Annotated in this window: 22 protein-coding genes; 13 read left to right on the top strand and 9 right to left on the bottom strand. The window is 47.6% G+C overall.

What is annotated here, in order from left to right:
- A partial coding sequence (locus tag ABJO30_08700; GenBank protein MEP3232891.1) for an aminomethyltransferase family protein occupies positions 1–1,199 on the top strand: 1,199 nt, incomplete at its 5' end.
- Here the strand turns inward: ABJO30_08700 and ABJO30_08705 are convergent.
- Positions 1,200–1,793 carry a TetR/AcrR family transcriptional regulator gene (locus ABJO30_08705; protein MEP3232892.1) on the bottom strand — a complete coding sequence of 198 codons (594 nt, stop codon included), beginning with the start codon at positions 1,791–1,793 and terminating at the stop codon, positions 1,200–1,202.
- Positions 1,794–1,909: 116 nt separating this feature from the next.
- On the opposite strand from ABJO30_08705, the gene ABJO30_08710 reads away from it, so the two are divergent.
- From ABJO30_08710 to ABJO30_08730, 5 genes are read left to right on the top strand one after another with little or no spacing between them, the layout of a single operon-like run.
- Positions 1,910–2,755: a class I SAM-dependent methyltransferase family protein gene (locus ABJO30_08710; GenBank protein MEP3232893.1), complete on the top strand. Its 846-nt coding sequence runs from the start codon at positions 1,910–1,912 to the stop codon at positions 2,753–2,755.
- A 1-nt stretch (position 2,756) separates the two neighbouring features.
- Positions 2,757–3,377 (top strand): CDP-alcohol phosphatidyltransferase family protein, encoded by a 621-nt coding sequence (locus ABJO30_08715; protein MEP3232894.1) that lies wholly within the window; start codon positions 2,757–2,759, stop codon positions 3,375–3,377.
- Positions 3,374–4,045, top strand: coding sequence for a lysophospholipid acyltransferase family protein (locus ABJO30_08720; protein MEP3232895.1), 672 nt, complete (start codon positions 3,374–3,376; stop codon positions 4,043–4,045). The genes ABJO30_08715 and ABJO30_08720 overlap by 4 nt, the downstream gene beginning before the upstream one ends.
- Positions 4,042–5,028 (top strand): phosphatidate cytidylyltransferase, encoded by a 987-nt coding sequence (locus tag ABJO30_08725; protein ID MEP3232896.1) that lies wholly within the window; start codon positions 4,042–4,044, stop codon positions 5,026–5,028. The genes ABJO30_08720 and ABJO30_08725 overlap by 4 nt, the downstream gene beginning before the upstream one ends.
- A gap of 10 nt (positions 5,029–5,038) precedes the next feature.
- Positions 5,039–8,473 (top strand): acyl-[ACP]--phospholipid O-acyltransferase, encoded by a 3,435-nt coding sequence (locus ABJO30_08730; GenBank protein MEP3232897.1) that lies wholly within the window; start codon positions 5,039–5,041, stop codon positions 8,471–8,473.
- 50 nt (positions 8,474–8,523) lie between these two features.
- Here the strand turns inward: ABJO30_08730 and ABJO30_08735 are convergent, their stop codons facing one another.
- The 4 genes from ABJO30_08735 to dctP form a co-directional block, all read right to left on the bottom strand.
- Positions 8,524–10,053, bottom strand: a complete 1,530-nt coding sequence (locus ABJO30_08735; protein ID MEP3232898.1) for a malonyl-CoA synthase — start codon at positions 10,051–10,053, stop codon at positions 8,524–8,526.
- A gap of 74 nt (positions 10,054–10,127) precedes the next feature.
- Positions 10,128–11,444: a TRAP transporter large permease gene (locus ABJO30_08740; GenBank protein MEP3232899.1), complete on the bottom strand. Its 1,317-nt coding sequence runs from the start codon at positions 11,442–11,444 to the stop codon at positions 10,128–10,130.
- The gene (locus tag ABJO30_08745) at positions 11,444–11,998 is read right to left on the bottom strand and encodes a TRAP transporter small permease (protein ID MEP3232900.1); all 555 of its coding nucleotides are present in this window, start codon (positions 11,996–11,998) and stop codon (positions 11,444–11,446) included. Before ABJO30_08745 ends, ABJO30_08740 begins: the two co-directional genes overlap by 1 nt.
- Positions 11,999–12,081: 83 nt before the next feature.
- Positions 12,082–13,068 (bottom strand): TRAP transporter substrate-binding protein DctP, encoded by a 987-nt coding sequence (gene dctP / locus ABJO30_08750; GenBank protein ID MEP3232901.1) that lies wholly within the window; start codon positions 13,066–13,068, stop codon positions 12,082–12,084.
- Positions 13,069–13,220: 152 nt separating this feature from the next.
- Here dctP and ABJO30_08755 point away from each other — a divergent pair, with 152 nt between their 5' ends.
- The gene (locus ABJO30_08755) at positions 13,221–13,928 is read left to right on the top strand and encodes a GntR family transcriptional regulator (protein MEP3232902.1); all 708 of its coding nucleotides are present in this window, start codon (positions 13,221–13,223) and stop codon (positions 13,926–13,928) included.
- A gap of 1 nt (position 13,929) precedes the next feature.
- On the opposite strand, the gene ABJO30_08760 is transcribed toward ABJO30_08755, so the two are convergent.
- The 4 genes from ABJO30_08760 to ABJO30_08775 all read right to left on the bottom strand — a co-directional run bounded on the left by ABJO30_08760 (position 13,930) and on the right by ABJO30_08775 (position 17,798).
- Positions 13,930–14,865 carry a sugar kinase gene (locus ABJO30_08760; GenBank protein ID MEP3232903.1) on the bottom strand — a complete coding sequence of 312 codons (936 nt, stop codon included), beginning with the start codon at positions 14,863–14,865 and terminating at the stop codon, positions 13,930–13,932.
- A 20-nt stretch (positions 14,866–14,885) separates the two neighbouring features.
- A complete protein-coding gene (locus ABJO30_08765) occupies positions 14,886–16,196 on the bottom strand; it encodes a TRAP transporter large permease (GenBank protein MEP3232904.1) in 1,311 nt (436 codons plus the stop codon).
- Positions 16,193–16,687 (bottom strand): TRAP transporter small permease subunit, encoded by a 495-nt coding sequence (locus ABJO30_08770; GenBank protein MEP3232905.1) that lies wholly within the window; start codon positions 16,685–16,687, stop codon positions 16,193–16,195. The genes ABJO30_08765 and ABJO30_08770 overlap by 4 nt, the downstream gene beginning before the upstream one ends.
- Positions 16,688–16,796: 109 nt before the next feature.
- Positions 16,797–17,798, bottom strand: a complete 1,002-nt coding sequence (locus ABJO30_08775) for a TRAP transporter substrate-binding protein (GenBank protein MEP3232906.1) — start codon at positions 17,796–17,798, stop codon at positions 16,797–16,799.
- 293 nt (positions 17,799–18,091) lie between these two features.
- Between ABJO30_08775 and ABJO30_08780 the strand changes: the two genes are divergently transcribed.
- From ABJO30_08780 to ABJO30_08805, 6 genes are all read left to right on the top strand, one after another.
- Positions 18,092–18,781: a GntR family transcriptional regulator gene (locus ABJO30_08780; protein ID MEP3232907.1), complete on the top strand. Its 690-nt coding sequence runs from the start codon at positions 18,092–18,094 to the stop codon at positions 18,779–18,781.
- Positions 18,782–18,890: 109 nt separating this feature from the next.
- Positions 18,891–19,640 carry an SDR family oxidoreductase gene (locus tag ABJO30_08785; GenBank protein ID MEP3232908.1) on the top strand — a complete coding sequence of 250 codons (750 nt, stop codon included), beginning with the start codon at positions 18,891–18,893 and terminating at the stop codon, positions 19,638–19,640.
- Positions 19,641–19,682: 42 nt separating this feature from the next.
- Positions 19,683–20,897: a mannonate dehydratase gene (gene uxuA, locus ABJO30_08790; protein ID MEP3232909.1), complete on the top strand. Its 1,215-nt coding sequence runs from the start codon at positions 19,683–19,685 to the stop codon at positions 20,895–20,897.
- Positions 20,898–21,022: 125 nt separating this feature from the next.
- Positions 21,023–22,564: a mechanosensitive ion channel family protein gene (locus ABJO30_08795; protein MEP3232910.1), complete on the top strand. Its 1,542-nt coding sequence runs from the start codon at positions 21,023–21,025 to the stop codon at positions 22,562–22,564.
- A 326-nt stretch (positions 22,565–22,890) separates the two neighbouring features.
- Entirely contained in the window at positions 22,891–24,102 is a 1,212-nt protein-coding gene (locus ABJO30_08800) for a VanZ family protein (protein ID MEP3232911.1), read from the top strand.
- Between the two features lie 342 nt (positions 24,103–24,444).
- On the top strand, positions 24,445–25,371 hold the full coding sequence (locus ABJO30_08805; protein ID MEP3232912.1) for a phytanoyl-CoA dioxygenase family protein: 927 nt from the start codon (positions 24,445–24,447) through the stop codon (positions 25,369–25,371).
- Positions 25,372–25,378: the final 7 nt, after the last annotated feature.

The following is a 25,378-nucleotide window of genomic DNA, read 5'->3' on the forward strand; positions in this document are numbered from 1 at the left end:
GCCCTGCTGGGCGCTTTGCTAAGACCACACCCCTCACCCCCGTGCTAGAGGCTGAGGGTGCCGCTTTCACAACGGTCAACGGATGGGAGCGGGTTGAGTACATCAAACCAACTGAAGACTTCCACCCATCACTCGGCTTCAACTTTGATGAGGCATTTGATGTGGTGAAACAGGAAATCGCGAACATTCAGCAAAATGTCGGCATGACGGAGGTGAGTGGCTTCAACCGTTTTGAGATCACAGGCACAGACCGCCACGCCTTTCTTGATCGCATGATCTGCGGCACAGTGACAAAGCGCACCAACCGCGTAGGCCTCGGCTATCTGCTCAATCATCATGGCATGGTAAAAGGCGAAGCAACCATCGCCAATTTACCAGCAAGCGACAGAGGACCAGATCGAGTTTGGTACGGGTCCGCTGCCGCCAGTGAATTTCACGACATGGACTGGCTGCAATCACATGTACGCCGTAATGAAGATGTGCACATTCGAAGCCTCACCAATGATCAAACCATCCTCATCCTCGCCGGACCAAAGGCGCGCAGTGTATTGTCTGATTGCGCGCGCGGTGATTGGTCGAAGGCAGCTTTCCCTTGGCTGAGTGTTCGCGAATGCTTCATCGATTTTGCCCCTGCCACCGTTATGGCTGTCAGCTTTTCAGGCGAGCTGGCTTATGAAATCCACATTCCAAACGCCTCGCTATATGCAGCTTACCGCGCCTTGCGTGGGGCGGGAAAAGCGCACGGTATGAAGCTCTTCGGAGCACGGGCTGTTGAATCCATGCGGATGGAAAAAGGGTTCCTCCATTGGAAATCCGATCTCCTCACAGAGTTCGATCCCTTTGAGACAGGCTTGGGTCGTTTCGTGAAAATGGATAAAGGCGATTTTATCGGCAAACAGGCGTTAACAAAACGCGTTTCAAAGAAGCCAGCGAAGCGCCTTGTCACTCTGCAAATTGACACAACCCATGCCCCTGCCCACGGCGGCGGTTCTTTGATAGTGAATAGTAACGTAGTCGGCACCATCACCTCAGGCGATTGGGGTCACCGCGTTAACATGAACCTTGCCTATGCCTTCATTGATGCAGCATTCGCGGAACACGGATGTGAGATGGAATTGGACTTATGTGGCGACCTTGTGAAAGCAACAGTGATCCCCTCTTCCCCTTATGACCCCGACTTTGAAAAACTCCGCAGCTAACTAAAGGCAACCATGGGCATTGAGATGGGTTGTGATCAAATCTTTGACGAAGCCTTCAACCGTCTTATCGCTTAAATAAACCAGCTTACCCTTCATCGCCAAGGTGAGCACGCCATGCAGTGACACCCAAATTTCCGCGACAAAACGTGTGCATTGTTCTTCAGTTTTAAAGGCCGGACCAACCGCCTGCTGAATGACCACAACCGGCATTGATAACACCTTGCTATACCATTCAGGCAATTCGCGTGTTTCTGGATAGACATAATCAAACAAGACAGACCACAAACGCGCATCAGACATACCAAGCGTTACATAAGCTTCCGCCATGTCATAAATACGTTGAACGGGATCCTCCGATTTTTTCGCCGCCTCTTCCAAACATTCGGTGATGGCATCAGTCGTGCGGGCGTTCACCAGCAAAATCAACTCGTCCAAATCTCCAATCACATTATACAAAGTACCCGGAGAACATTGCGCCGCCTTTGCCACAGGACGCATAGAAACAGCCGCCAAGCCCCCTGTTTGCGCAAGCCGTTCAGCCTCTAAAACGGCCTTTTTCTTCAAATCATCATGCGAAAGTTCAGTTTTTCTCATCGATATTTCAAGCCTTTACGATTTATTTTGAACGCCGTTCAAAAAAGATATTGAACAGCGTTCAGAATGCGTGTACATTATTTTGAACAGTGTTCAATAATATTAAGGAAAAAGCAATGTCTCCTTCACTTTCTGAACTAAAAAAACCATTACCCCTTTGGACCCCAAAAGCTTGGTACTATGCAACAGTCCGCGCAGGCTTAAACCTCGGCGCCCTCTTCTCCAAAGGTCTTGCCATTGGGCAGAAGCACGGATTTGATAGTGGCGTTATGCTCAACCACGTTTACGAAAACAAAGCGCAAGGCGTTGGATTTCTAGGCCGTTTCATTGACCGCCAATATCTCAATTCGATTGGATGGGTTGGCATTAGAAACCGCGGTGAACTCCTCGCACAAACAATCAAAGATACATTGCAACACTATGGTGCACGTCGTGATCAAATAAATTTCGCAGATCTAGCCTGTGGTGGCGGTCGATATGCTTTGCGCGCCATGAAAAACGTGAGCGGCGTTAAAATCAACGCAACCTTGCGCGATTACGCGGATGCCAACATTCAACAAACACGCGCGAATGCCCAAGCGCTAGACCTCTCCCCCTGCATTGAAAAAGCAGATGCGTTCAACGCCCATGATTTAGAAACAATGGAGGAGCAAGATGTTCTTGTCGTGTCTGGCTTGCATGAAATCATTGATGACGACGATCTCATTCGCCACCATTTCAAACAACTCAAACGTGTTCTGAAACCAGATGGCACTTTGATTCTCACGATCCAGCCAGATCACCCACAACTAGAATTCATCGCTCGCACACTAAAAACCCACACAGGCCGCCCTTGGGCTATGCGCTTGCGCAATAAAGACTTGATAACTCAATGGTTGAACAATGCGGGATTTGAAATTCAATCAATAAAAATGGAGAATACGGGCATATTCGGCATCATTACTGCGCAACAGGGGGTATAAATTGTCGATTTATCAATTAAAACCCGCCTTTCAAGGATTGCTGCGACCTTTCGTGCAGGTTCTTGCGCGGATAGGTATTACCGCCAATATGGTGACGATTTTTGCAGCCGTCTTTTCAGTGCTCTACGGCTTCATCCTCTTCGTTAGTTTAAAGAGTAATGTAATTGCTTGGTTAGTTTTCCTTCCTGTCGTCTTATTCATCCGCATGGCACTCAATGCAATTGACGGCATGTTGGCGCGGGAACACAATCAGCAATCAATGCTGGGTGCATACCTCAACGAAATCTGCGACCTCATCGCCGACGCCGCTATGATTGCCCCCTTCGCCCTGCTCGCTCCTTTCTCGCCTTTTTGGATCATTGCAATATTGCTTCTGTCTTGGTTGACTGAGTTCATCGGGATGATGGGCGTTGCCGTTGGCGCAAGCCGTCGTTATGACGGGCCGATGGGCAAGAGTGACCGCGCTTTTCTTTTTGGAGCACTAGGCTTGGCCGCTTGGGCCTTTGACGGCTTGTCACCCGTTCTATTCTGGCTACAACCCCTCCTCGCTCTAGCTCTTATCGTCACTTGCGTGAAGCGCCTTCAAGGTGCCCTTCAAGAAGTGAAAGGAGCAAGCGCATGAGCTTTTTAACAACCCGCCTTGCTGCACCCATTACAGAATTTGCCATTCGCCAAGGATCGCAATTAATCACCGGCGCGCGCGCTTTTCATCATCATGACGATGAGCAACAAGGTTTTGCTCGCCCCTGCGTCTATTTCGCAAACCATCGCTCCCATGGTGACTTCGTTTTGTTGTGGTCGGTACTACCGCAAAAGCTTCGCGCTATGACCCGTCCTGTCGCTGGTGCGGACTACTGGAACAAGTCCCCTATTCGAAAATTCATCGGCGAAGATGTATTCAATGCCCTTTTGGTGGAACGCAACTCGACTGAGCGAACAGTAGACCCTGTCGAGAAAATGGCTGACGCCGTCGCTCAAGGAAATTCCCTCATCATTTTCCCCGAAGGCACGCGCAATATGGGTGAGGAGAAATTACTGCCGTTTAAAACAGGCTTATTCCACCTAGCGCGAACCCTCGAAGAGCGCGGTATCAAAGCCGACTTCGTACCCGTATGGATCGACAATCTAAACCGCGTCATGCCAAAGGGCGAATTCATTCCAGTACCGCTTTTATGCAAAATCCATTTCGGCGCTGCCGTTCCTTTAAATGACGAAGACAAACAAGCCTATCTTGAACGCGCAAGTAACAGATTAGCCGATCTATCAGGCGAAGATCGGGGGAACGCATGAGCGATACTCCCGCATCCACCAACGCCCTTGCAGAAACCATGTCTGCACGACCAGAACTTACGTGGTTGTTCGTTGGCATCTTCGGCCTTTTAATGACGGCATCTATTGTCTCATTTTTGCTGAAAACATTCGCAAAACAGATTGACCACAAAACGCTCGAAAATCTCCAAGACCGGATCAACTCGTGGTGGGTGATGATTGGCCTTTTGGTTTTTGTCTGCCTTTTAGGGCGCACTGCTACAATTGTGTTTTTTGCGATTTGCTCCTTCATGGCGCTCAGGGAATTTCTCACCCTATCCGACACCAGAAAAGGCGATCACTGGTCGCTGATCTTGATGTTCTTTGTCGCGCTACCCCTACAATATTGGCTGATTGGCATCAGCTATTACGGCGTCTACTCGATTTTCGTTCCGGTTTATTGCTTCCTCCTCTTGCCAGTCATCGCCGCTTTGCGCGGTGATACGACACGGTTTTTCGAACGGGTTGCGAAAGTACAATGGGCCTTGATGATTTGCGTCTTCTGCCTATCCCACGTGCCTGCCCTCTTAAACCTCACCATACCCGGCTTTGGAGAACGCACAGTCATGCTGATCGTCTTCTTGCTGCTGGTGGTTCAACTAAGCGATGTCATGCAATATGTCTGGGGCAAATTATTCGGCAAAAAACTAATCGCCCCCTCCCTATCTCCATCCAAAACATGGGTTGGCTTTTTTGGCGGGGTAGCGTCTGCTTCCTTGGTCGGCGCCGCCCTTTTCTGGATTACCCCTTTTAACCCATGGCAAGCTGGCCTAATCTCAATCGTCATTACAGTGATGGGTTTTCTTGGCGGTCTGGTTATGTCTGCCATCAAACGTGATTGCGGTGTCAAAGATTGGGGACACACGATAAGGGGGCACGGAGGCTTTTTGGATCGTCTCGATTCCGTCGTTTTTGCGGCCCCTATCTTCTTTCACGTAACCCGTTTTTTCTACTCAACGAGCTAAGGTCAACATAATGTCTTTCTTCAAGAACGAACTTTTCAAAGACAAAACATTCTTCCCACTGTTTCTCGTGCAGTTCATCGGCGCGTTTACAGATAATGCTTTAAAGAGCGCTTTCTCGTTTCTTGTCGCGTTTAAAGGGCTTGACCTATTGGGCTTCCCCCCAGACTTCGCCTTAATGCTCGGCGCGATTATGTATATCCTGCCGTTTGTCTTATTTTCAGGCATATCCGGCGATATTTCTGATCGTTGTGACAAAGCAGACATCATTCAAAAAACAAGACTGGCCGAGATTGTTCTTGCCGCACTAGCTGGCATTTCGCTCTATGTGGGTTCAGGCTTTTTCATGCTGATTTGTATGTTTTTATATTCTACACAATCTGCATTTTTCGGGCCTGCTAAATATTCAACATTGCCACAAGTTCTTAAAAAAGAGCAGCTCGTGGGCGCCAATGCCTTGTTTGAAAGTTCAACCTTTGTCGCCATCCTAGCAGGGCTTCTAACAGGTGGTTTTCTTGCTGGTAATGACCTAACCCCAGCGCTTGTTGTTCTCCTTCTAATCGCGTCTATCACGAGTTATCTCATTTCAAGAATGCTGCCTGCCATTCCTTCTTTCAACAAAGAACAAGCGGTACCGCTCGCACCTATTGCAACATCGGTGACAGCAGTAAAAGAAGTTCTTAAAAACATCCGCCTAACACGGTCAGCCATCGGCATTGCATGGTTTTGGGCGATTGGTCTTGTGGTCATCAGCATCTTCCCAATCGTTGCCAAAGAAGATCTTGGGCTTTCTGCCAATGCAGCAAATGGACTAATCGGCGCTTTTGTTATTGGCATCGGCCTTGGCACAGCCTTGGTTTCAAAATTGCTCGATGGAGAAATTTCCGCGAGACATGTGCCATTCGGCGTTCTTGGGATGGCGATATTCTTGGCCGACTTATGTTTTTCAATCAAAGCTTATCCCGCAGGCCTAACTGACCAAAGCCTTGGAACGCTACTCACCACTTGGCACGGGTCACGCATTATCATTGATATGATCGCCATTGCAGCCTTCGGCGGTGTATTCACCGTCCCGCTTTATGCAATCTTCCAAGCGAACACCAAAGAAGAAACCCGCTCACGTGCGATTGCTGGCAGCAATATCTTAAACTCATTTATCATGATTGCGCTTGCGCTAACGGCGTCTGCCATCATGGCGCTTAGCGTTAGTTTTGCAGGCCTGCTCCTTATTCTTGCGATCATCAATGTGGGCATTACCATCTATCTCTTCCGCATGATGCCAGCCGATTCTTTAAAGGTGGCACTTGCTGCAGTTCTGCGTTTGCTCTTCTCTGCCCGCGTAAAGAACTTGAGCGCTTACGGCGACCCCAATGAACCCGCCGTCGTCGTGGCGAACCACACCTCTTATCTCGATGCTGTGTTGATGGGTTGCTTACTTCCAGGCAGACCAGCTTTTGCGGTGAATACCAATATTGCAAAAGCATGGTGGGTGCGCCCTGCATTCTGGTTGTTCGATCTCATTCCAGTTGACCCAACCAGCCCCTTGTCTGTGCGCAAAATGGTGCAAATCGTTCGCGATGAAAAACGCCGCCTCATCATTTTCCCAGAAGGACGCCTTACCGTTACAGGCGCTTTGATGAAGATTTATGCGGGGCCAGCCATGATTGCGAGCAAAGCAGATGCTCCCCTCATCCCTATTCGTATTGAGGGCGCGCAGTTTTCTAAGCTCTCTTATATGAGTAAAAAACTGCCAACCAAATGGTTTCCAAAAATCACAGTCACTGTGCTTGAGAAACAGGTTTTGGATTTGCCAGAACACCTAACAGCACGCGGCAAACGCGCTGCTGCTGCAGCAAGTCTACACAGTGTCATGACAGCAATGGTTTTTGATACAAGCCCGATTGATACCACGCTCTTCGCGTCCCTCATCACGGCCAAAAAGACCTATGGCAAAATGAAAGTGCTTGAAGATATTGAGCGCACGCCAATTGGTTATAAGCGCGTCATCACAGGCGCCTTCGCACTTGGCAAGGTCATGGCAGACTATAGCCAGACCAATGATAATATCGGCCTGCTCCTGCCAAATTCCAACGCCTGCGTGATCTCATTCTTTGGGTGCCACGCTTATAACCGCGTTCCAGCCATGTTGAACTTCACAGCGGGCAGAGCAGGCATTCAAGCAGCCCTCACCGCTGCCAGCATAAAGACCGTTTTCACCTCGCGAAGGTTTGTTGAAAAAGGCAAACTTGAAGCGCTGGTTGAGGCTATCGAAGAACAAGCAACTGTAGTTTATCTGGAAGACTTGCGCGGCAAAATAACGAGTACGGCCAAAATGAAAGCCTTGCTCCAAGCAACCTTCCCGTCGATTGCGTTACGCCTGTCAGGCGGTGCGGCAACGAAGGCTGACGACCCAGCTGTCATCCTGTTTACGTCAGGCTCAGAAGGCTTGCCAAAAGGTGTGGTGCTAAGTCATCGCAACATTCAAGCAAACCGCTATCAAGTCACCTCGATGATTGATTTTTCAACCAGCGATACGGTGCTCAATGCCCTACCGATGTTCCACTCATTCGGCTTAACAGCAGGCACACTTTTACCGCTTCTGTCAGGCGTTAAATCGTTTCTTTATCCTTCACCGTTGCACTACAGGATTGTTCCTGAGATTGCCTATGACAGCAATGCGACGATCATGTTTGGTACAGATACTTTCTTGTCTGGCTACGCAAGAATGGCGCACGCATATGACTTTTATTCCCTGCGTTATGTCTTTGCAGGAGCCGAGCGTGTGCGCCCTGAAACACGTAGAACGTGGAACGAGAAGTTTGGCCTGCGGGTGCTGGAAGGCTACGGCACGACAGAAACCGCGCCCGTTCTTTCCATCAACACACCGATGGCCAATCTACCCGGTTCCGTCGGCAAGCTTATGCCCGGCATGACCGCGAAGCTTGAAGACGTGCCAGGTGTTGATGAAGGCGGCAGATTGCATGTCTCTGGCCCGAACGTCATGAAGGGCTATCTCAAAGTTGACCTTCCAAACATCATCCAACCACCAGAAGACGGTTGGCATGATACAGGCGACATCGTGACCATTGATGACGCTGGATACATCACCATTAAAGGCCGCGCAAAACGGTTCGCGAAAATTGGCGGTGAGATGGTTTCTCTCGCAGCCGTCGAAGCCTTGGTTGGTGAATGCTGGCCAGAAATGATTGTCGCAGCCGTTGCCTTGCCCCATGACAAAAAAGGCGAGCAAGTGGTGATCTTATCGGAAGACAAAGATGTCGATATGAAGGAGCTTTCCACCTTCGCAAAATCGCGCGGTGTGGCCGACATCATGATCCCGAAAACGGTCTATAGCGTGGATGCTATTCCGTTATTGGGAACAGGGAAAGTCGACCTTGCAGGCGTCAACAAACTTGGCAAAGAGCTGTTTGAGAAATCACAGTCTTAGAGCTAAAGACACAACGAAAGCTTAGGTGCATTAACGCTGCACCTAAGCGTTTACTTGTTTGATGAGAACGTGTGCTTGTATTGCTCACGCAGTACGTTCTTCTGAACTTTACCCATCGTATTGCGCGGGAGTTCATCAACGACAACCAATGTTTTAGGTTGTTTAAACCGTGCGATCTTCGTGCTGATTGCTGCTAAGATAGCATCACAATCCAAAGCTCCGTCTTTAGCAACCAGCAGGCCAAAAACACCTTCGCCAAAATCTGGATGCGGCACACCGATCACGGCAGATTCCAACACACCCTCTTGCTCATCAAGCAACAGCTCAATCTCTTTTGGATAAATATTGTAGCCACCAGAAATGATGAGGTCTTTGTTTCGACCGACGATTTTCAAATAACCATCTTCATCAACCACGCCGAGGTCACCTGTGATGAAGAAGCCATCGGCACGGAATTCTTCTGCCGTTTTTTCTGGCATTTTCCAATAGCCTGAAAAGACATTCGGGCCTCTAAGCTCAATGCTGCCAATTTCGCCATCGTCAACTTTTTGACCGCTCTCAGGATCACAAACCTGCATCTCCACACGCGGGAGTGCAAAGCCAACCGTGCCTGCTTTCCGCTCACCGTCATAAGGGTTAGAGGTGATCATATTGGTTTCCGTCATGCCGTAGCGTTCCAAAATACGCTGCCCCGTTAGGCGCTCAAACGACTGGTGCGTTTCGGCAAGCAGTGGTGCACTGCCTGAGATGAACAGCCGCATGTGCTCAACCAATTCTTTCGTAAAACGGTCATCACCAAGCAGTCTGGTATAAAAAGTCGGCACGCCCATCATCGCGGTCGCATCAGGCAATTGCGCAATCACCTCATCATTGTTGAAAGCGGGCAAAAACAACATGGATGATCCCGCCAACAACGTCACATTGATCGCGACGAACAAGCCGTGTGTGTGAAAAATTGGTAAGGCATGGAGCAGAACATCGCTTGACGAGAACTGCCAAAGTTCGACCAATGACTTCGCGTTTGAAAGCAAATTGTCATGGCTCATCATCGCGCCCTTAGAGCGGCCTGTCGTGCCAGAGGTGTAGAGGATAGCTGCTAGGCTATCTGCACCACATTCAGCATTTTCAAATGTGGTTTCAGCCACCAATGATTTATCATTAAAGGAACCAGCGCTTTTTCCATCCGTCGTTAAAACGCCGAGTGTTTCAATTGCGATGTTACGGCTACTTACTATTTGATCAAATGCATCACGCTTGTTCGGATCACAGATGAACAATGACGGCTCCGCGTCTGACAAAAAGTATTCAACTTCATCCGCCGTGTAAGCTGTATTGAGTGGTAAAAAGACTGCTCCCACACGAACACAAGCCAGATAAAGCATGGCAGCTTCAATCGACTTTGGCACTTGCACGGCAACACGGTCGCCAGCCTTCACACCACACGCCACAAGAACATTGGCAAAGCGAGCGGAGACTTCCAAAGCCGTGCCATAGCTATAGCGTCGCCCATCCGGCATACGCGCCAGCAAAGCGTCACTTTGTTTATTGCTCAAAAGCCCGTCAAAAAGATGATTGGTCATACTGCCTACCTAACCAAGCCTGCACGCCCTCATTGAATAAGCGAAGGTTGAAGGAGTGGAAAATTTATCTATCCTCATACCCCCGGCCCCATCAACATATCTGGTAAGCCAGTTGCCAACCATGGGAACAAGCACAACAAGATAATCGCGATCACCATGCACGCAACAAACGGCATGGAACCCCAAAGAATGGTTTTAAGCGGTATATCTGGCGCAATACCGTTAATGACATAAAGGTTCAAGCCCACCGGTGGGGTAATGAGGCCGATTTCCATATTAATCGTCAGCACCACTGCAAACCAGTAAGGATCAAACCCCGCCCCTGTTACAATCGGCAGCAATATCGGTGCGGCCATCAAGATCACTGCAACGGGTGGCAGGAAGAAACCTGCGACCAAAAGGAACACGTTGATTGCCAGCATCAAGACCCACGGATTAACATCCAGCGTGCCGATTGATGTTGCGATTGATTGCGTGATCGAGAGGCTAGAGAGCATGTAGGAGAACACGCCCGCTGCTGCGATGATGAATAAAATCATCACACTCTCACGGGTGGAATCGCGCAACACCGTCCAAATCGCCATTGGGCTCCACATTTTGTAGATCACCATGGCAATCACCATGCAAAGGATCGCGCCAACTGCAGCCGTTTCTGATGGCGTCGCAATGCCGCCATACATGGCATAAAGCACGCCCATAATGATGAAGAGAAATGGCAGGACGCGCGGGAGGATTTCAAATCGTTCTTTCCAAGTATAGTTGCGAACAGCCAGCGCCTCTTCTGATCCGTTTTTCCACGTGTCATAAATCGACCACGCCATGAACAAGCCAACAAGCACCAAACCCGGCACGACGCCCGCAATGAACAAGCGGCCAATTGAGGTCTCTGTCGCGATGCCGTAGACGATCATGGTCACCGATGGCGGGATCAAAATACCAAGCGTACCCCCCGCCGCAATGGCACCCGATGCAACGCCGTCTGGGTAGCCGCGTTTGCGCATTTCAGGAATGCCCATTTTACCGATAGCCGCACATGTTGCAGGTGACGAACCAGACATGGCAGCAAACAGTGCGCAGGCACCAAGATTGGAAATCACCAACCCACCGGGCACACGCGTGAGCCACCGCTCCAACGCTTCATAAAGATCACCACCCGCCCGTGTTGAGGCAATGGAGGCGCCCATGATGATGAACATTGGAATGGATAGAAGCGCGAAGTTATCGAGTTTACCGAAGAAGATTTCAGGCATCAATTCAAGCGAACGCATTCCATCAAAGGCGAGCAAGAAACAAGCGGCAACCACAAGCAACCCATTGGCAACTGAGATGCCTGAGAATAAAACTAAGATGGTAGCTAACGCGACAAAACCGCCGAGAATGAGAGGATCCATTATTGTTTCTCCTCAAGGCCGAAGGGTTTTTCGTAACCCATCATTATAGACACCAAATCTGCAATGAGCTGGAGCAAGAAAAGCCCAAAACCTACTGGCAAAGCAAGGTAGGGTATCCAAAGGCGCACGCCCCAAACCGTGTCCGAGGTCCAGCCTTTTTTGAAAGCCACGTACCATTGTTCAAAGCCGTAAAACAACATGATGCAAATGACGACAATGGACGCAATCAGCACGACAAACGCCAAAAATCGCCTTAGCTTCTGGTTCAACATAAGGGGAAGCAAATCCACATTCACATGCCCCCGATGGCGCTGCACATAGGGCAGACCAATCAAGGTCGCTGAGACCATGAGATAGACCACGGCTTCAGTTTGCCAAATCGTTGATAGGTTCAAAACAAAGCGCACGAAAATCATCTGGCAGGTAATGATCACAGCAATCAAAATCATGCTGGCTGATACAATCCCGCACAGGGATGACAGGCCGTTGCTGACACGGATAAATGCATTGCCGCCTGTCGGGGAGACCGCAGTTTGGTTCAGGGAACCGGACATGGCCAGCCTCCTCTTCGAATTTTAATAAAGGGGCGCGAGATAAAACCTCGCGCCCGTAAGGTCCGCCTATTCAACCCCGTCGATTACTCGACAGAAAGAGCCATATCGAGCAATGATTGACCGTTCGGTGTCTGCTCAACAAATGTTTTGTATGAAGATGTCTTCGCAATTTCACGCCATTGCGCGAACTCTTCTGCTGTCATGTTTTTGATTTCAACGCCCGCTTCTTGGAACGTTTTAACAGACGCAGCATCCTGCTTCTTCGCTTCTTCTAGGTAGAAGGTTTGCGCTTTTGCTGAAGCATCATTAAGCGCTGTTTTTTGTGCGTCGTTCAACCCATCAAAGGCTGACTTGTTGACCAAGAGAGGCTGATACATAAACCACAAAGCGACGTCACCTGCTGGTGTGTAGCACTTCACTTGTTCAAACACGCGGTATGATGCGAACGAAGATGATGATGTGTTTGCTGCTTGCAAGACGCCTGTTTGCATCGCGTTATAAATCTCAGAAGACGCCATGGATGCAATTGATGCACCGGCTGCTGCCAACATTTGTTCAAACGATTTACCAGCTGCGCGGGTTTGCAAACCTTTCACGTCATCAGGGGATGTGATGCATTTGTCTTTTCCGGCAAAGCCACCAGCAAGATAACCGTGCACGAGCACCTTCACATCATCTTCTGCCATGAGTTTTTCAAGCTCACCCATGAAAGGTGATGTGTTCAAACGCGCTGCGTGGTCGTGGTTCTTCACAAGACCCGGCATCAACGTGAGATTGTAAGCAGGACGCTGCCCTGCTGCATAAGCCAGTGGCAAAACTGTCATATCCAACTGACCACGAGATAGCGGCTTATATTGCTCCCGTGGTTTGAACAGAGATTTTGATGGGAAAATTTTGATTGAAAGATCTACATTGGCAGCAGCCACATTGTCTGCAACCATTTGCGCAACCTTGTGACGCACGTCCTTTGTTGACCATTGGTGTGAAAGGCGTAGCTCAACCGCGTTAGCTGCAAATGTCGTAGCGGCAAACGCCAAACCGACAGCAGTCGTAAGTAATGCTCTTCTCATTGTTTCCTCCCAGAAAATTCTTTTGTTTCGGCAGCACCGAAATTTATAGCCGCTTGACCTAACGTGGCCTCGGTTATTTCGAGCTTTCCATTCTTTGTATTTTCTGTCAACAATTCTGTATACAAAAAACCCGTTGTTGAATGCACAGCTATATGCATAATGCGCTTATGCAAGAATCTCCGGCTCCATCACTTGTACAAAGACGTGCTGATTCCGTTCTTCAAGAACTGGAACGCATGATTGTTATGGGCGAATTTTCAGATGGGGAGCGTTTGGACGAGGTCAAACTTTCTGAACGTTTTCATGTCTCCCGCACGCCATTGCGAGAAGCATTTCAAAAGCTGGCAGCCACAGGCCTTCTAGAACTCATTCCGCGCCGTGGTGCTTTTGTCCGTCACCCAAAATTTACAGAACTGATTGAGATGTTCGAAGTGATGGCTGAACTAGAAGCCATGTGCGGACGCCTTGCCTCGCGCCGCGTGTCGGATGCACTTTTGGATGAAATCAAACAGTCAGCTGAGCTATGTGAAGAAGCGTTATTGCGTAATGATAGTGACGACTATTACGACTATAATGAGAAATTCCATCACCTGATTTATCAAGCAAGTGGCAACAGTTTTCTGCAAATGGAAGCAGCCAGACTGCATAAGCGCTTAAAACCCTTTCGCCGTATGCAGCTTCGTGTGCGTGGTCGCATGACGCAATCAATGGAACAACACCGCCAAATCGTCATAGCGTTAGAAACCGGTGATGCCGCCCTTGCTGAAAGTGTTTTGCAAGCACACGTGCAGATACAGGGTGAAAAGTTCAACGATTTGATGTCGAGCTATTCAAACAGGCCGATTGCAGCGACAGGCTAGCTTACTTATCTTGCGCGATAATTGCCCCGGGATGGCCTACGACGCGAGACGCCACTTCATGGCCTTTTAACAAGCAATTGATCTCATCTTCACCCTGCAAAAATGCAGCAAGATACCCACCATTGAAACTATCGCCAGCAGCCGTGGTATCAATTACCTTTGACGCGGGTTCGAAACTCGGGTGCAGGTCAATTGAAAGGTGTGGCGATACAGGGCCGCGAACACCGCGTTTGATCGCGCAGGCACGCCATTCATGGCGCGCGAAACGAGCGATCACAGCATCTTCGTCTGTATCGTCATAAAGGTCCATTTCATCATCAATAGACGGCAAGGCGATATTGGCAATATCCCACATTTCACTGATGGTCTGCCTCGCGACTGATTGATTTTCCCAAAGCTTGGGACGGTAGTTTGAATCAAACGCAATCATTGCATCTGTTGTCTGAGCTAAATGCTTCAAATGATCCATAATCCGACGCCGTGCAGATGGGCTTAAAATTGCAAGCGTTATCCCAGACAGATAGTAGATGCGCGCTTCAGGCAAATGCTGGGCTGCTTCATCATGGGAAAACAACTGCCGTGCTGCCGAGCTATGTCGCCAGTAAGAAAAGCTTCGCTCGCCTGTGCTGTCTGTTGTTACCGAATAGATCCCAATCAGATGATCAGCATCATGGGCGATGAAGGAAGGATCAAGTCCCTCTTCTTGTGCTCTAACTACAAACTCAGCAGAAAGCGGGTCTTGACCAACACGGGTGAAGAAACCAACATTTGCCCCCTCGCCCATTGTTCTGTTGCAATAGACAGCCGTGTTATAGGTGTCGCCTGCAAAGCCAACTTTAAAATCAGCTCTTGAACCAGCAGGCGATCCATTACGCAGCTCAGCCATCGCTTCGCCGATCGAAATAAGGTCGAGTTTCTTTGTTTCGTTCTCAGACATCTCTACTTATTCGCCACTTACTACTTAAATGAATCCGGCATCAATGTGCTTGGCAACCATAAAACGATCTCTGGAAACAGAATGATCAAAAGCAGGATGAACAACATTGGAATAAGGATAATCACAACGGTTGATAGTACCTTGACCACGTTCAAGCCCGCAATAGCAGCCGAGATCAATAAGCACAGCCCATAAGGCGGCGTTACCAGACCAAATGCCAATGACACGATACCGATGATTGCAAACACAACGGGGTGAATATCCGCAGCACCCGCCACCGGCAAGAGAACCGTTCCAAGAATGATGATTGTTGGAATAGCGTCGATGAACAATCCGAAGAATAAGAACAAGGCCGCGATCACCAAGGCGGTGCCAAATGTGCCAAATTCGTAGCTTGTGAGTAACTCAACAATCAAACGTGGCACATTGTAGAACGACAACATCCAACCGAAGGCAGACGCTGTACCAATGGCAAACAACGAGATTGAAGCGAAACGGCCTGTTTCATAGAAAATCCCACCAAGCTGTTTATAGCTTACAGTACGATAAACAAACACACCAAGGAACAACGCATAGGCAGCCGCGATGATAGCACTCTCTGTCGGTGTCACGAGGCCACCAACAATCCCGCCGATAACAAGCACAGGTGTGAGGATAGCAAGCGCTGCCCCTTTAAAGGCGTCTATGAATTCTGCGAAATTTGGCTTACCCGCGATTGGATAATCATAAACTTTGGCGAAAACATAAACCGTCGACATCAAGGCAAGGCCGATCATCAGCCCCGGTATTGCACCAGCAAGGAACAACGCGCCAACTGACACCTGCATCACACCACCCCAAACAACCATCAAGATGCTTGGTGGAATGATCACGCCCATCACAGACGAACAAGCGGTAACAGCAACAGCAAATCTGGAATCGTAACCTTCTTTGATCATTGCAGGGATCAAGATTTTGCCGCACCCAGCAGCATCCGCAGTGGACGAGCCAGAGATACCAGCAAACAACATCGACACAGCCACATTGACGTGTCCGAGGCCACCAGGCATCCAGCCCGTAAGCACGCGAGCAAGTTCAATCAACTTATCGGTGATTTTGCCAGAGTTCATCAAATTGGCAGCGAGCAAGAAGAACGGCACGGCCAATAGAATGAATGAATTATAAGATTGAAACATCCGATCAAGAATGATGAACGGTGTTAAACGAATGTCCAGTGTTACGATTGGAATAATCGCAATGCCCAAGGCAAAAGCAACCGGCACGCGTGCCAATACCAACAGTAGAAAACCACCGACTAAAATTGCGCAGGCTAAGCCTGTTGTGAGGATCATGCTCCCGCGCCTTTCGCAGCTTTGTACGTTTGGAATGTTTCATAAAAGCGATAGCCGCCAAACAACATCCATATAAAGCCTGCAATAGGAACAGACACATAAGTAATTGCCAAATTGGCACGCATCATGACCGAATTTTGGATGTATCCAAACTTCGCATATTCAATGCCGTACCAAGCAAATAAAAGAGCAAACGAGATCAGCAGAACAAAAACAATGCCGCTTTGCAGCAAAGCACCCAAAGGGCTTTTAGCGTCTGGTAAAACACGAACATCAAAGTGTGTTCCCTCCCAAACGGCGATCATCGAACCAAGCATAACCACCCATACAAAAATGAAGGTAGAAAGCTCTTCAGTCCATAAATAAACAGGAATAATGCCTGTGTATCGTGAGATAACTTGCATACCAACGGGTATCGCAAGCGCCATCATTAAGAAGCCCACGAGGAACCTCAAAACCTGACAAAGTTTTTCGAGTGCATTCCCAACCATGATGCAGCCTCCCCCTAAAACCAGAATATTTTTGAGCTATTTATTGCTACAAAAGAAATTAGGTACCGGCAAGAAAACTTGCCGATACCCAAAACATATATAGTTTTGATTATTTACCGCGGATTGCAGCTAATAGATCAGTTGCATTCAATTCAGCAGCATATTCGTTTTGAACTGATTGAACCAACTCAAGAAGCTTTTCGCGATTTTCAAACTCTTGAACTTTGATCTGACCTGCATCGATCATCTCTTGAAGTTTTACGCCATCTTCACGTGATTCCAATTCACGACCAAATGCACCAGCTTCTTTGGCAGCTTTTGAAACAGCTACTTGCAATGCTTCTGGAAGTTTGCGGAATGTTTTACCACTCATCACGATTGGACGAACAGTAATTGTGTGACGTGTCAATGTAACGTTTGGCGCAACTTCGTAGAACTTAAGGTTCTGGATACTTGCAGCTTCGTTTTCAAAGCCAGCGATAACGCCAGACTGAATTGCATTGTAAACTTCGTTATATGCAATCGCAGAAGGTGCTGCTGTTAGTGCAGAGAAGATACGCGCTTGGATAGGTGCACCCATCACGCGCATTTTGTGACCGTTAAGCTCATCCAAGTTGCCAATTGGCTCTTTTGAAAGAAGGTTACGTGTACCACCACCAGTATAACCAATGATCTTAATGTCAGCTTTTTCAAGGAGTTCTGCTTCTAGTGGCGCAAGAACATCACTTGATAGAACCGCATTCCAGTGATCCAAGTCACGGAACAAGAACGGCATATCCATGAGTGGGATAGACGGTGCAAATTTCGCCATGTTTGAAGGCGCCATGATTGTATAATCAATAGCAACGCCCTGCTGTAGGAAGTTTGCGTAGTCTTTTTCAACACCAAGCTCACCGTTGAGGCGAAGGTCAAATTTTACGTCGCCGTCATAGTACTGATCTACAAGTTCACCGAACTTAACCATTGTTTTTGTAAATGCGTGCTTATCATCAAACATGCTTGCGCCGCGAAGTGTTACTTCTTGTGCGAAAGTTGTTGTTGCAGCAGCACCAAGTACAGCTACGAGCGGCAAACTAACCGCAAGCTTCTTTACAGTTTTCAACAATGTCATATTTTCCTCCTACTATGAACATTCTCTAATCTTGGCTCTCAAACCAATTTGAAAGCTCGAATTTCCAGATTATTGATCCAGAGATAATCCTTCGAAATACAATTCGTCAAGCAAAATGTAGACTAGTATGGTAATTATTTTTGTGCAACACTTCCGTAATAGTAAGGTGAATAAACATAACTTCTGGTAATAACTCAGAGATTATCGATAATTGTATCCAGTGCTTTTAAAAGCTAACCTGCACTCGGATTCGAATTTCGAATGCGTTAATATAGAGAATAGTGGATATAACGATGAACTATCAGCATCCTTTAGGGGAGAGTAAAAGACAAACCACTGCTGATGAGGTTTTTCATAAGCTACAATCAGACATCACTTCGTTGCGCTTGTTACCTGGAACCAAATTATCCGAAGTAGAAGTTGCTAAGTTGTATGAGGTATCACGCCAGCCTGTTCGCGAAGCATTTGTCCGCCTTGGCGACCTAAACCTTCTTCAAATCAGGCCGCAAAAAGCAACTTTAGTAAAAAAGATATCCATCAATGAATTACAAAATTCACGCTTCATTCGTGCGGCGGTTGAAGTGGAAGTGGTCAAAAGAGCCTGCCATCAAGCCACAGATGAGGGTTTAGATCTGATTGATCATAATTTGTCTGAACAAGCTGAAGCAGTCAAAACAAAAGATGCAAAACAGTTGCAAAATCTTGATTATGAATTTCATCGTTTGATTTGTTCAGCGGCCGATTGTTTGCCAGCCTTTCGTACAATTGTAGAAAACAGAAGATACACAGATCGCGTTTGCACATTAGAGCTCGCAAATGTGTCTGGAATGTCTGAAGTCCTCGAAGGACATCAAAACATTATTGATGCCATCAAGAATAAAAATGAAGAAGAAGCAGTTGCAATGACGAGGATCCACCTCGCCCACCTTGATGACACACTGGCAGATGCTCACGAGCACTACCCAGATTATTTTGAAGACTAAATTCAGTTAAATTGTTTCATTGACATACCTAATTAACTACCATACCAGTTGTAAGGCAATCTAAGAGATTGTTTCAATTAATGTAGGCAATGGTATCAAGGATTCCCCCATGAACTTAGAAGGCAAAACAGCAATTGTTACTGGCGGCGGCCGCGACATTGGTCGTGCGTGCGCAATGCGATTGGCTAAAGACGGCGCGCGTGTCGTTATCAATTATCACTCCAGTAGCGAAGGCGCTGATTCTGCTGTCAAAGAAATCACTGACATGGGCGGAAAGGCTTTTGCTCAACAAGGTGACATGACCAAACAAGCAGACGTTGAGGCGCTTATAGCCGAAACACGAAAGCAATTTGGTGAATCAATTGACGTGCTCGTTCACGTCACAGGCGGTCTGGTTGCTCGCAAAACTTTTGATGACATGGACCACGATCACTGGAACACAGTGATGGACCTCAATGTGACCTCACTATTCCATATCTCAAAAGCTGCAATCCCATTTATGCCAACTGGCAGCAGCATCGTAACATTTGCCTCCCAAGCAGGCCGTGATGGCGGTGGCCCAGGTGCGATCGCCTATGCTGCGTCAAAAGGTGCCGTGATGACGATGACACGCGGTATGGCGAAAGAACTCGGTCCAAATATCCGCGTCAATTCAATCTGCCCAGGCATGATTGACACAGACTTCCATAATGTCTTCACTAAGCCACAAGTTCGCCAGAACGTATCTAATGCTGCTGCTGTTAAGCGCGAAGGAACATCAGATGAAGTTGCTAACTTAGTGTCATTCCTTGCAGGTGATGAAGCATCCTTCATGACTGGCACATGTATTGATATTAATGGAGGCATTCTCTACTCATAGTGAGAAGAGAATAAAGCCACCTGACGAAAAAGGCTCTGTTGGATGAAGCAAACTTGGCGTTGGTTTGGTCCAACAGACACCACCACTACAAATGCTATGGTTCAGGCGGGCGTAGAAGGTGTTGTTACATCGCTGTACCACATTCCTTCAGGCGCCGTTTGGCCACTAGACGAGATCAAATCGCGTCAAAAAGAAATTGCATCCCTAGAAGATGGAAGCCCATCAGGGCTTTCATGGGATGTGGTTGAAAGTGTGCCTGTCTCAGAAGAAATCAAAACCCAATCAGGCGATTGGCGGGCGCATATTGAGGCTTATAAAGAAAGCCTAAAACACCTGTCTGAATGCGGCATCGCCACGGTTTGTTATAACTTCATGCCCGTCCTCGATTGGACCCGCACCACCCTACGCGCAAAACAGCCAAGCGGCGCTTTCGCCATGCACTTTGATGTGATTGATTTTGCGGTGTTTGATATTCACCTGCTTGAACGGGAGAACGCAGCCCGCGATTTTCCGAAAGATATCATCGAAAAAGCAAAAGCTCGTTTCGATGACATGACAGCTGATGAACGCCATGGTCTGGCTTCAAACATAGTCTCAGGACTACCAGGTGCCAATGACAATTGGACCTTAAAAGATGTTCGCGAACTGCTGAGCACCTACGAGAACATTAGCGCTGAGCAACTGCGTGAAAATTTAATCACGTTCCTAAAGCTGGTCACTCCCTTTGCCGCAGAAGTTGGCATCAACCTTTGCTGCCATCCAGATGATCCCCCCTTCTCCATTCTGGGTCTGCCCAGAATAATGTCCACGATCGAGGACTATGAAAAGATCATGCAGGCAGTGGATGTTCCGCAAAATGGCATCACCCTTTGTACGGGCTCCATGGGCGTGCTTCCAAAGGTTGATTTCGTAAGCTTCATCAAAAAATGGGGCCACAGAATTCACTTCGCCCACTTACGCAACACCCAGCGAACGGGTGAAGCAAGTGATACTATGTTCAGTTTTTTCGAAGCCGAGCACCTAGGTGGTGATACCGATATGGTCTCCGTCATCGCTGAATTGCTTGCAGAAGAAAAACGCCGCAAGGCTGCGGGCCAAGAAAATTGGGAAATCCCCATGCGCCCCGATCATGGGCAAGATATTTTGCATGACATTGGAAGCAATCAATTACCAGGCTACCCGCTTCTAGGCCGCTTAAAAGGCTTGGCTGAACTAAGAGGCGTTATGACAGCGCTGAATAGTTCGCACCGCGTTTGACGCTTAAATTTTCGAAACGCTCTGTTTGGCCACTTCGCATTTCAAGTATTTACATTGCCAAACAACGAACATCTTGTTCTAAGTGTATAGACTGAGGACTTACACGGGCTAGCTGTGGCAGCTAGATGGTTTTAGAAATGGAATTCTTGAGCGCTATTGATCGAATAGTACAGGATCATGTTTGGTTTTCATTGGCAATCGTGCTGGTTTTATTGGTTTGGATTGCAATAACCAGATACTTTTTTTACGAAGCGACGAGCCAAAAGCATCAATCTATCGTTGCAACGGTTGATTTGGTTTTATTTCCAGCAGCCATCTTAAGCATCGGCGGCTTGCTATACTTCAGCCTACAAAGCACTCAATTTTCGCTGGTTGAAACGCAACTGCAGTTCGTTGTGCATTTAATGGCGATACTGGCACTCAGCTGGTGCGTGGCTCGCTTCATCGAAATTTTCATTCTCTCAAAATCTAAACGTGATGATATTTCGAACTATCTACCTGGCTTAGAACGCGGCCTCCTCTATATCAGCGCGCTCTTCATTGGCTTGATGATTTTTTTGAACATGCGTGATGTTTCGATAACGGGCCTTTATGTTTCAACAGGTGCCGCAGCGGCCTTGATTGCCTTTGCAATGCAACGCACGTTAGGCGATCTATTTTCAGGCATTGCCCTTAGCATAGAGCATCCCTTCAGGGTTGGTGATTGGGTTGAACTTAGCGATGGAACACAAGGCAAAATCATCGACATCAATTGGCGAGCCACACGCATTCGCGCATGGGATAATGCAACAATGATTGTTCCCAATAGCGAATTGGCTCAACAAAGCATCAAGAATTTGCACGGGGCGGGTCATTCATTTTCCCCATGGTACGAGATAAAAATATCAGCCGATGTGGACCCACGATTTGCTAAAGCTTTACTGCTTGAAGCAGCACTACGTTGTAGCAAGGTTATGAAGAGCCCTCTTCCCGTTGTGCGCCTGAAAGATGCGACCACCATCCCCTACACATACATGGTTTGGGTTCACTACAAAGATTTCCTCACTATGTTTGCTGGGCGAGAAGAGCTTTTCCGTGAAATTCATTATGGCCTAAAACAAGCAGGTATTCAGGTAGCGCCTGACACGTATGAAATTCATTCGCGCCGTGCTGAAACCATGAATATTGAGCTTCCCTCTGTCCTGCTCGCCCTCAAAGGGTTGGATGTGGCAAACATTCTAACCGATCGTGAAGTCGAGCAAATGGCGAGCATGAGCCAACACCATTCATTTGAAGCAGGCACTGTCATTTTGCCGGAAGGTGATACAGCAACTTCATTCGACATTCTCTCCACTGGCATCATTGAATCGAGCATCCAAACCAACAAAGGCGTTTCAAAAACGGTTGATCGGCTCAAGCCGGGGCAGTATTTTGGCATTGCCTCAATGATAACCGATAACCCATCGTTTTTAGAATTTACCGCAATAACCGATGTGTCCCTTATTCGGGTCGACCTAGATTGCTTCCGCACAATTATAAGTAATCGCCCAGAACTATCAGAAGAACTCGCAGAAATTGTCAAGCAGCGCATGGATGCAGCGGAAGACGCGCGGGCCTTCTGCAACAAACCGCCGCAAAAACTTTCTGTCCAAGAAATATTGAAGAGCGTGGAAAAATTATTGCACTAGCGTTGTTGAGTGATGTTGCTAAGTGCGCACCCCACCCGAGTTTATGGCGCTTCATATGACGGCGTGACTTCGAAAACCGAAGAGACAAGAACCCGTCTAATCAGCATAAACCAGCCTCAACAGGTAAAGCCTCAATAAAATTACTGACTTGAATCCCTGCCTCATAAGTTAACTTATGCATAACGGGAGGAATAAAAACATAAATTGTTTTCAGAATAAAAATTATTGAATCCAGCGTAAGATAAAGCTTACTGAGGCTATTTTTATATTTAATCCGTCCAATTTTGGATGAAATACGGGATTATTTACTATTGGGGGCGTCCGCAATGCTTAAAAGAAACAATTTGAACGTGATTGGACTGATTTTGGTCTTTCTTATTGTTGTTGCGTTTCAATATACGGCACCACACGTGATAAAGCTCGCTTTAAAAGCAAATGCAGAAAACACAGGCCTCTCCATAGCTCAACTGATGGGGCGCCGCATTCCCGATCTTGGTCTCTTGAACAAGGACGATGTTTTTTTTCGTGATTTAGATCATTCAATCAAAATGAAGCGGGTCGAACATCTTGCAGCGGATGTTCTTGCAGCCGAAAGAATCCATCAAATTGATTTCATCAATTCTGATTGCATGTGCGCAATTAGCCTTGGGTCTTACGAGACAAAGGATAATCAAAAACAAGCAAAAGTGTTCCACAAATCCTATGGATATAAGCGAGCAGCGTTTACAGGTTTGAAGCAGCGAGATTTTAAAGCTTTCAAAGAAGACATAGGAAACCATGTATTCTTCGATATAAAGAAGCATTCACCAAGGACTATTGGTAGCCATCTAAAATATCAGTTACCTGTAAATCGTGAGCTCCTTTCTCAATTGATCAACGGTCGACAAGACGTAACATTCGTCAAAGACACACCACTTCCTTACCAACCAGAGGCTTTTGGCGAGGTGTATCATATGGTGAAAGTGGATGGCCATGTGGCTTACATTATCAGAATTATGGTCGATTTGAGCGCGGCATCAAGCGCCTACAACGATGCCGCAAACACCATTTTCTGGATTGGGTTTGGGCTTCTTGGCTTCGGCTTCTTCTACCCAGTGCTTTGCCAAACAATTACTCAAGCAGAGCAAGCAACAAAGAAACAAGAAACGACCAAGACACCGCCTATCGCTCGCTTCGAAATTTTCACAATATTAGCGTTATCGTCAATCGTGCTCATTTTGTCATTCAGTAACCCACTAACGAATATGGGTGACATGATATCGATCGATAAATTCAAACACGTAATAGCCTATGCGGCGCTGGGTTTTGTGGCCTTATATGGCCGCAAGACGGCAACCAGCAGTTTTGTAGCAGTAATCGCCCTCCTCAGCTTTGGTATTGCCATTGAATTTCTGCAGCCGTTGTTTGGCCGCGAAGCAGATGCGCTCGATTTTGTAGCGAACGTTGTTGGCATTGCCATCTCATGCTGCGCTCTGCTGATCGTTAGAAACTTCGACAGCACTCAACCAGCAGCAACTAGCGCTAATATCGACCCGTAATTTTTGCACGCGCGCGCTTTTAGTTCCGCATCCAGTTTCGTTGGGTTGATCTTGTTAGAAGTATGCAGGTGGCATTCCCCATGCCGCAGAATACATTTGGCGTAAATAGTGAAACTCACAAGCTATTGATCAGAAAATTCACGATCTCGACAAAATTCAATATATATTTTATGACTGAAAATCAGAATAAATATTTGTATGGATATCGGGTAGTTAGACATGGCGTCATTGATAAGTGATCTTAAAAATATAGCGATGTTACCCATACATGCGGTCGCTGTGGGAACCGCCATTAAATCCTTCAAAAGCAACCCGATTTTAGGCAGCCCTCGATTAAACCGAATGGGTTTGCACGTAAAGCGCGTGAGCCTCGCTGAGAAATTATCCATTCGGCGGCAAACAGGGTTGGCGCGGCTCATCTCAGATGAACAAGCCCAGATCATAAATCGCGACGGCTACATCATTATCAAAAACGTTCTGCCTGATGATGTCTTTGCAAAGCTCTCAGAGGAAGTAGAAAATACCGAATTCCTCGCTCGCGAAATGCGCCAAGGTGGCACCGTTACCCGCCTTATTCCGCTGCCCCCATCACTCTTGGCTTCCCTGTCGAACTTGAATAACTTCGTCAACGGCGATCTTTTTCAAGGGCTTTTAAGATATACCGCCAGTTTCAACCATGAATCCCTAGTGAACCTGCATACAGTCATAACCGACCCTGAATTAGGCGATACTGACCCGCAGACTATGTTCCATTCAGACACATTCCATGCAACGGCCAAAGGCTGGTTCTTTCTGCGCGATGTAGAAATGGCCGATGGACCCTTTGGTTATGTTCCCGGTTCACACAGAATGACAAAAGGTCGTCTTGAATGGGAACAAGAACAAAGCCTCATCGCAGCCAAACATGAAAACGGGCACCATGCACTAGGCTCTTTTCGAGCCAGCGAAAGCGATATCAAAGCGATGGGATACGATGGAATTGAACCGCTTCCAGTACCAGCGAACTCTCTAGTAATAGCAGATACTCATGGGTTTCACGCGCGTTGTGAAAGCACCCGACCGTCGACGCGGCTAGCGATCTATGGCTCACTTCGGTGCAATCCATTCGTACCTCTGTCCGGTCTCGATGTCTTTTCTCTTCCTGGTTTAAGAGGCAGAAAAGGTGAAGCTGTTTATATGGGCCGAGCAGCCCTTGCTAAAATGGCAAAAAAACGAGAAACGCAGCCTATTGTTGGCATGGTACGCCCTGGAGATCCTGCTGTTTTGTGATGTAAAA

This window comes from Hyphomicrobiales bacterium, assembly GCA_039973685.1.
Taxonomy (GTDB): domain Bacteria; phylum Pseudomonadota; class Alphaproteobacteria; order Rhizobiales; family JACESI01; genus JACESI01.

Coding starts and splice junctions, on each gene's coding strand:
- ABJO30_08740 (MEP3232899.1), bottom strand. CDS start 11,444: ATGGATCCTCTCATTCTCGGCGGTTTTGTCGCGTTAGCTACCATCTTA.
- dctP (MEP3232901.1), bottom strand. CDS start 13,068: ATGAGAAGAGCATTACTTACGACTGCTGTCGGTTTGGCGTTTGCCGCT.
- ABJO30_08705 (MEP3232892.1), bottom strand. CDS start 1,793: ATGAGAAAAACTGAACTTTCGCATGATGATTTGAAGAAAAAGGCCGTT.
- ABJO30_08735 (MEP3232898.1), bottom strand. CDS start 10,053: ATGACCAATCATCTTTTTGACGGGCTTTTGAGCAATAAACAAAGTGAC.
- ABJO30_08725 (MEP3232896.1), top strand. CDS start 4,042: ATGAGCGATACTCCCGCATCCACCAACGCCCTTGCAGAAACCATGTCT.
- uxuA (MEP3232909.1), top strand. CDS start 19,683: ATGAAGCAAACTTGGCGTTGGTTTGGTCCAACAGACACCACCACTACA.
- ABJO30_08745 (MEP3232900.1), bottom strand. CDS start 11,998: ATGTCCGGTTCCCTGAACCAAACTGCGGTCTCCCCGACAGGCGGCAAT.
- ABJO30_08805 (MEP3232912.1), top strand. CDS start 24,445: ATGGGTTTGCACGTAAAGCGCGTGAGCCTCGCTGAGAAATTATCCATT.
- ABJO30_08765 (MEP3232904.1), bottom strand. CDS start 16,196: ATGATCCTCACAACAGGCTTAGCCTGCGCAATTTTAGTCGGTGGTTTT.
- ABJO30_08770 (MEP3232905.1), bottom strand. CDS start 16,687: ATGGTTGGGAATGCACTCGAAAAACTTTGTCAGGTTTTGAGGTTCCTC.
- ABJO30_08755 (MEP3232902.1), top strand. CDS start 13,221: ATGCATAATGCGCTTATGCAAGAATCTCCGGCTCCATCACTTGTACAA.
- ABJO30_08730 (MEP3232897.1), top strand. CDS start 5,039: ATGTCTTTCTTCAAGAACGAACTTTTCAAAGACAAAACATTCTTCCCA.
- ABJO30_08775 (MEP3232906.1), bottom strand. CDS start 17,798: ATGACATTGTTGAAAACTGTAAAGAAGCTTGCGGTTAGTTTGCCGCTC.
- ABJO30_08785 (MEP3232908.1), top strand. CDS start 18,891: ATGAACTTAGAAGGCAAAACAGCAATTGTTACTGGCGGCGGCCGCGAC.
- ABJO30_08760 (MEP3232903.1), bottom strand. CDS start 14,865: ATGTCTGAGAACGAAACAAAGAAACTCGACCTTATTTCGATCGGCGAA.
- ABJO30_08780 (MEP3232907.1), top strand. CDS start 18,092: ATGAACTATCAGCATCCTTTAGGGGAGAGTAAAAGACAAACCACTGCT.
- ABJO30_08800 (MEP3232911.1), top strand. CDS start 22,891: ATGCTTAAAAGAAACAATTTGAACGTGATTGGACTGATTTTGGTCTTT.
- ABJO30_08720 (MEP3232895.1), top strand. CDS start 3,374: ATGAGCTTTTTAACAACCCGCCTTGCTGCACCCATTACAGAATTTGCC.
- ABJO30_08710 (MEP3232893.1), top strand. CDS start 1,910: ATGTCTCCTTCACTTTCTGAACTAAAAAAACCATTACCCCTTTGGACC.
- ABJO30_08795 (MEP3232910.1), top strand. CDS start 21,023: ATGGTTTTAGAAATGGAATTCTTGAGCGCTATTGATCGAATAGTACAG.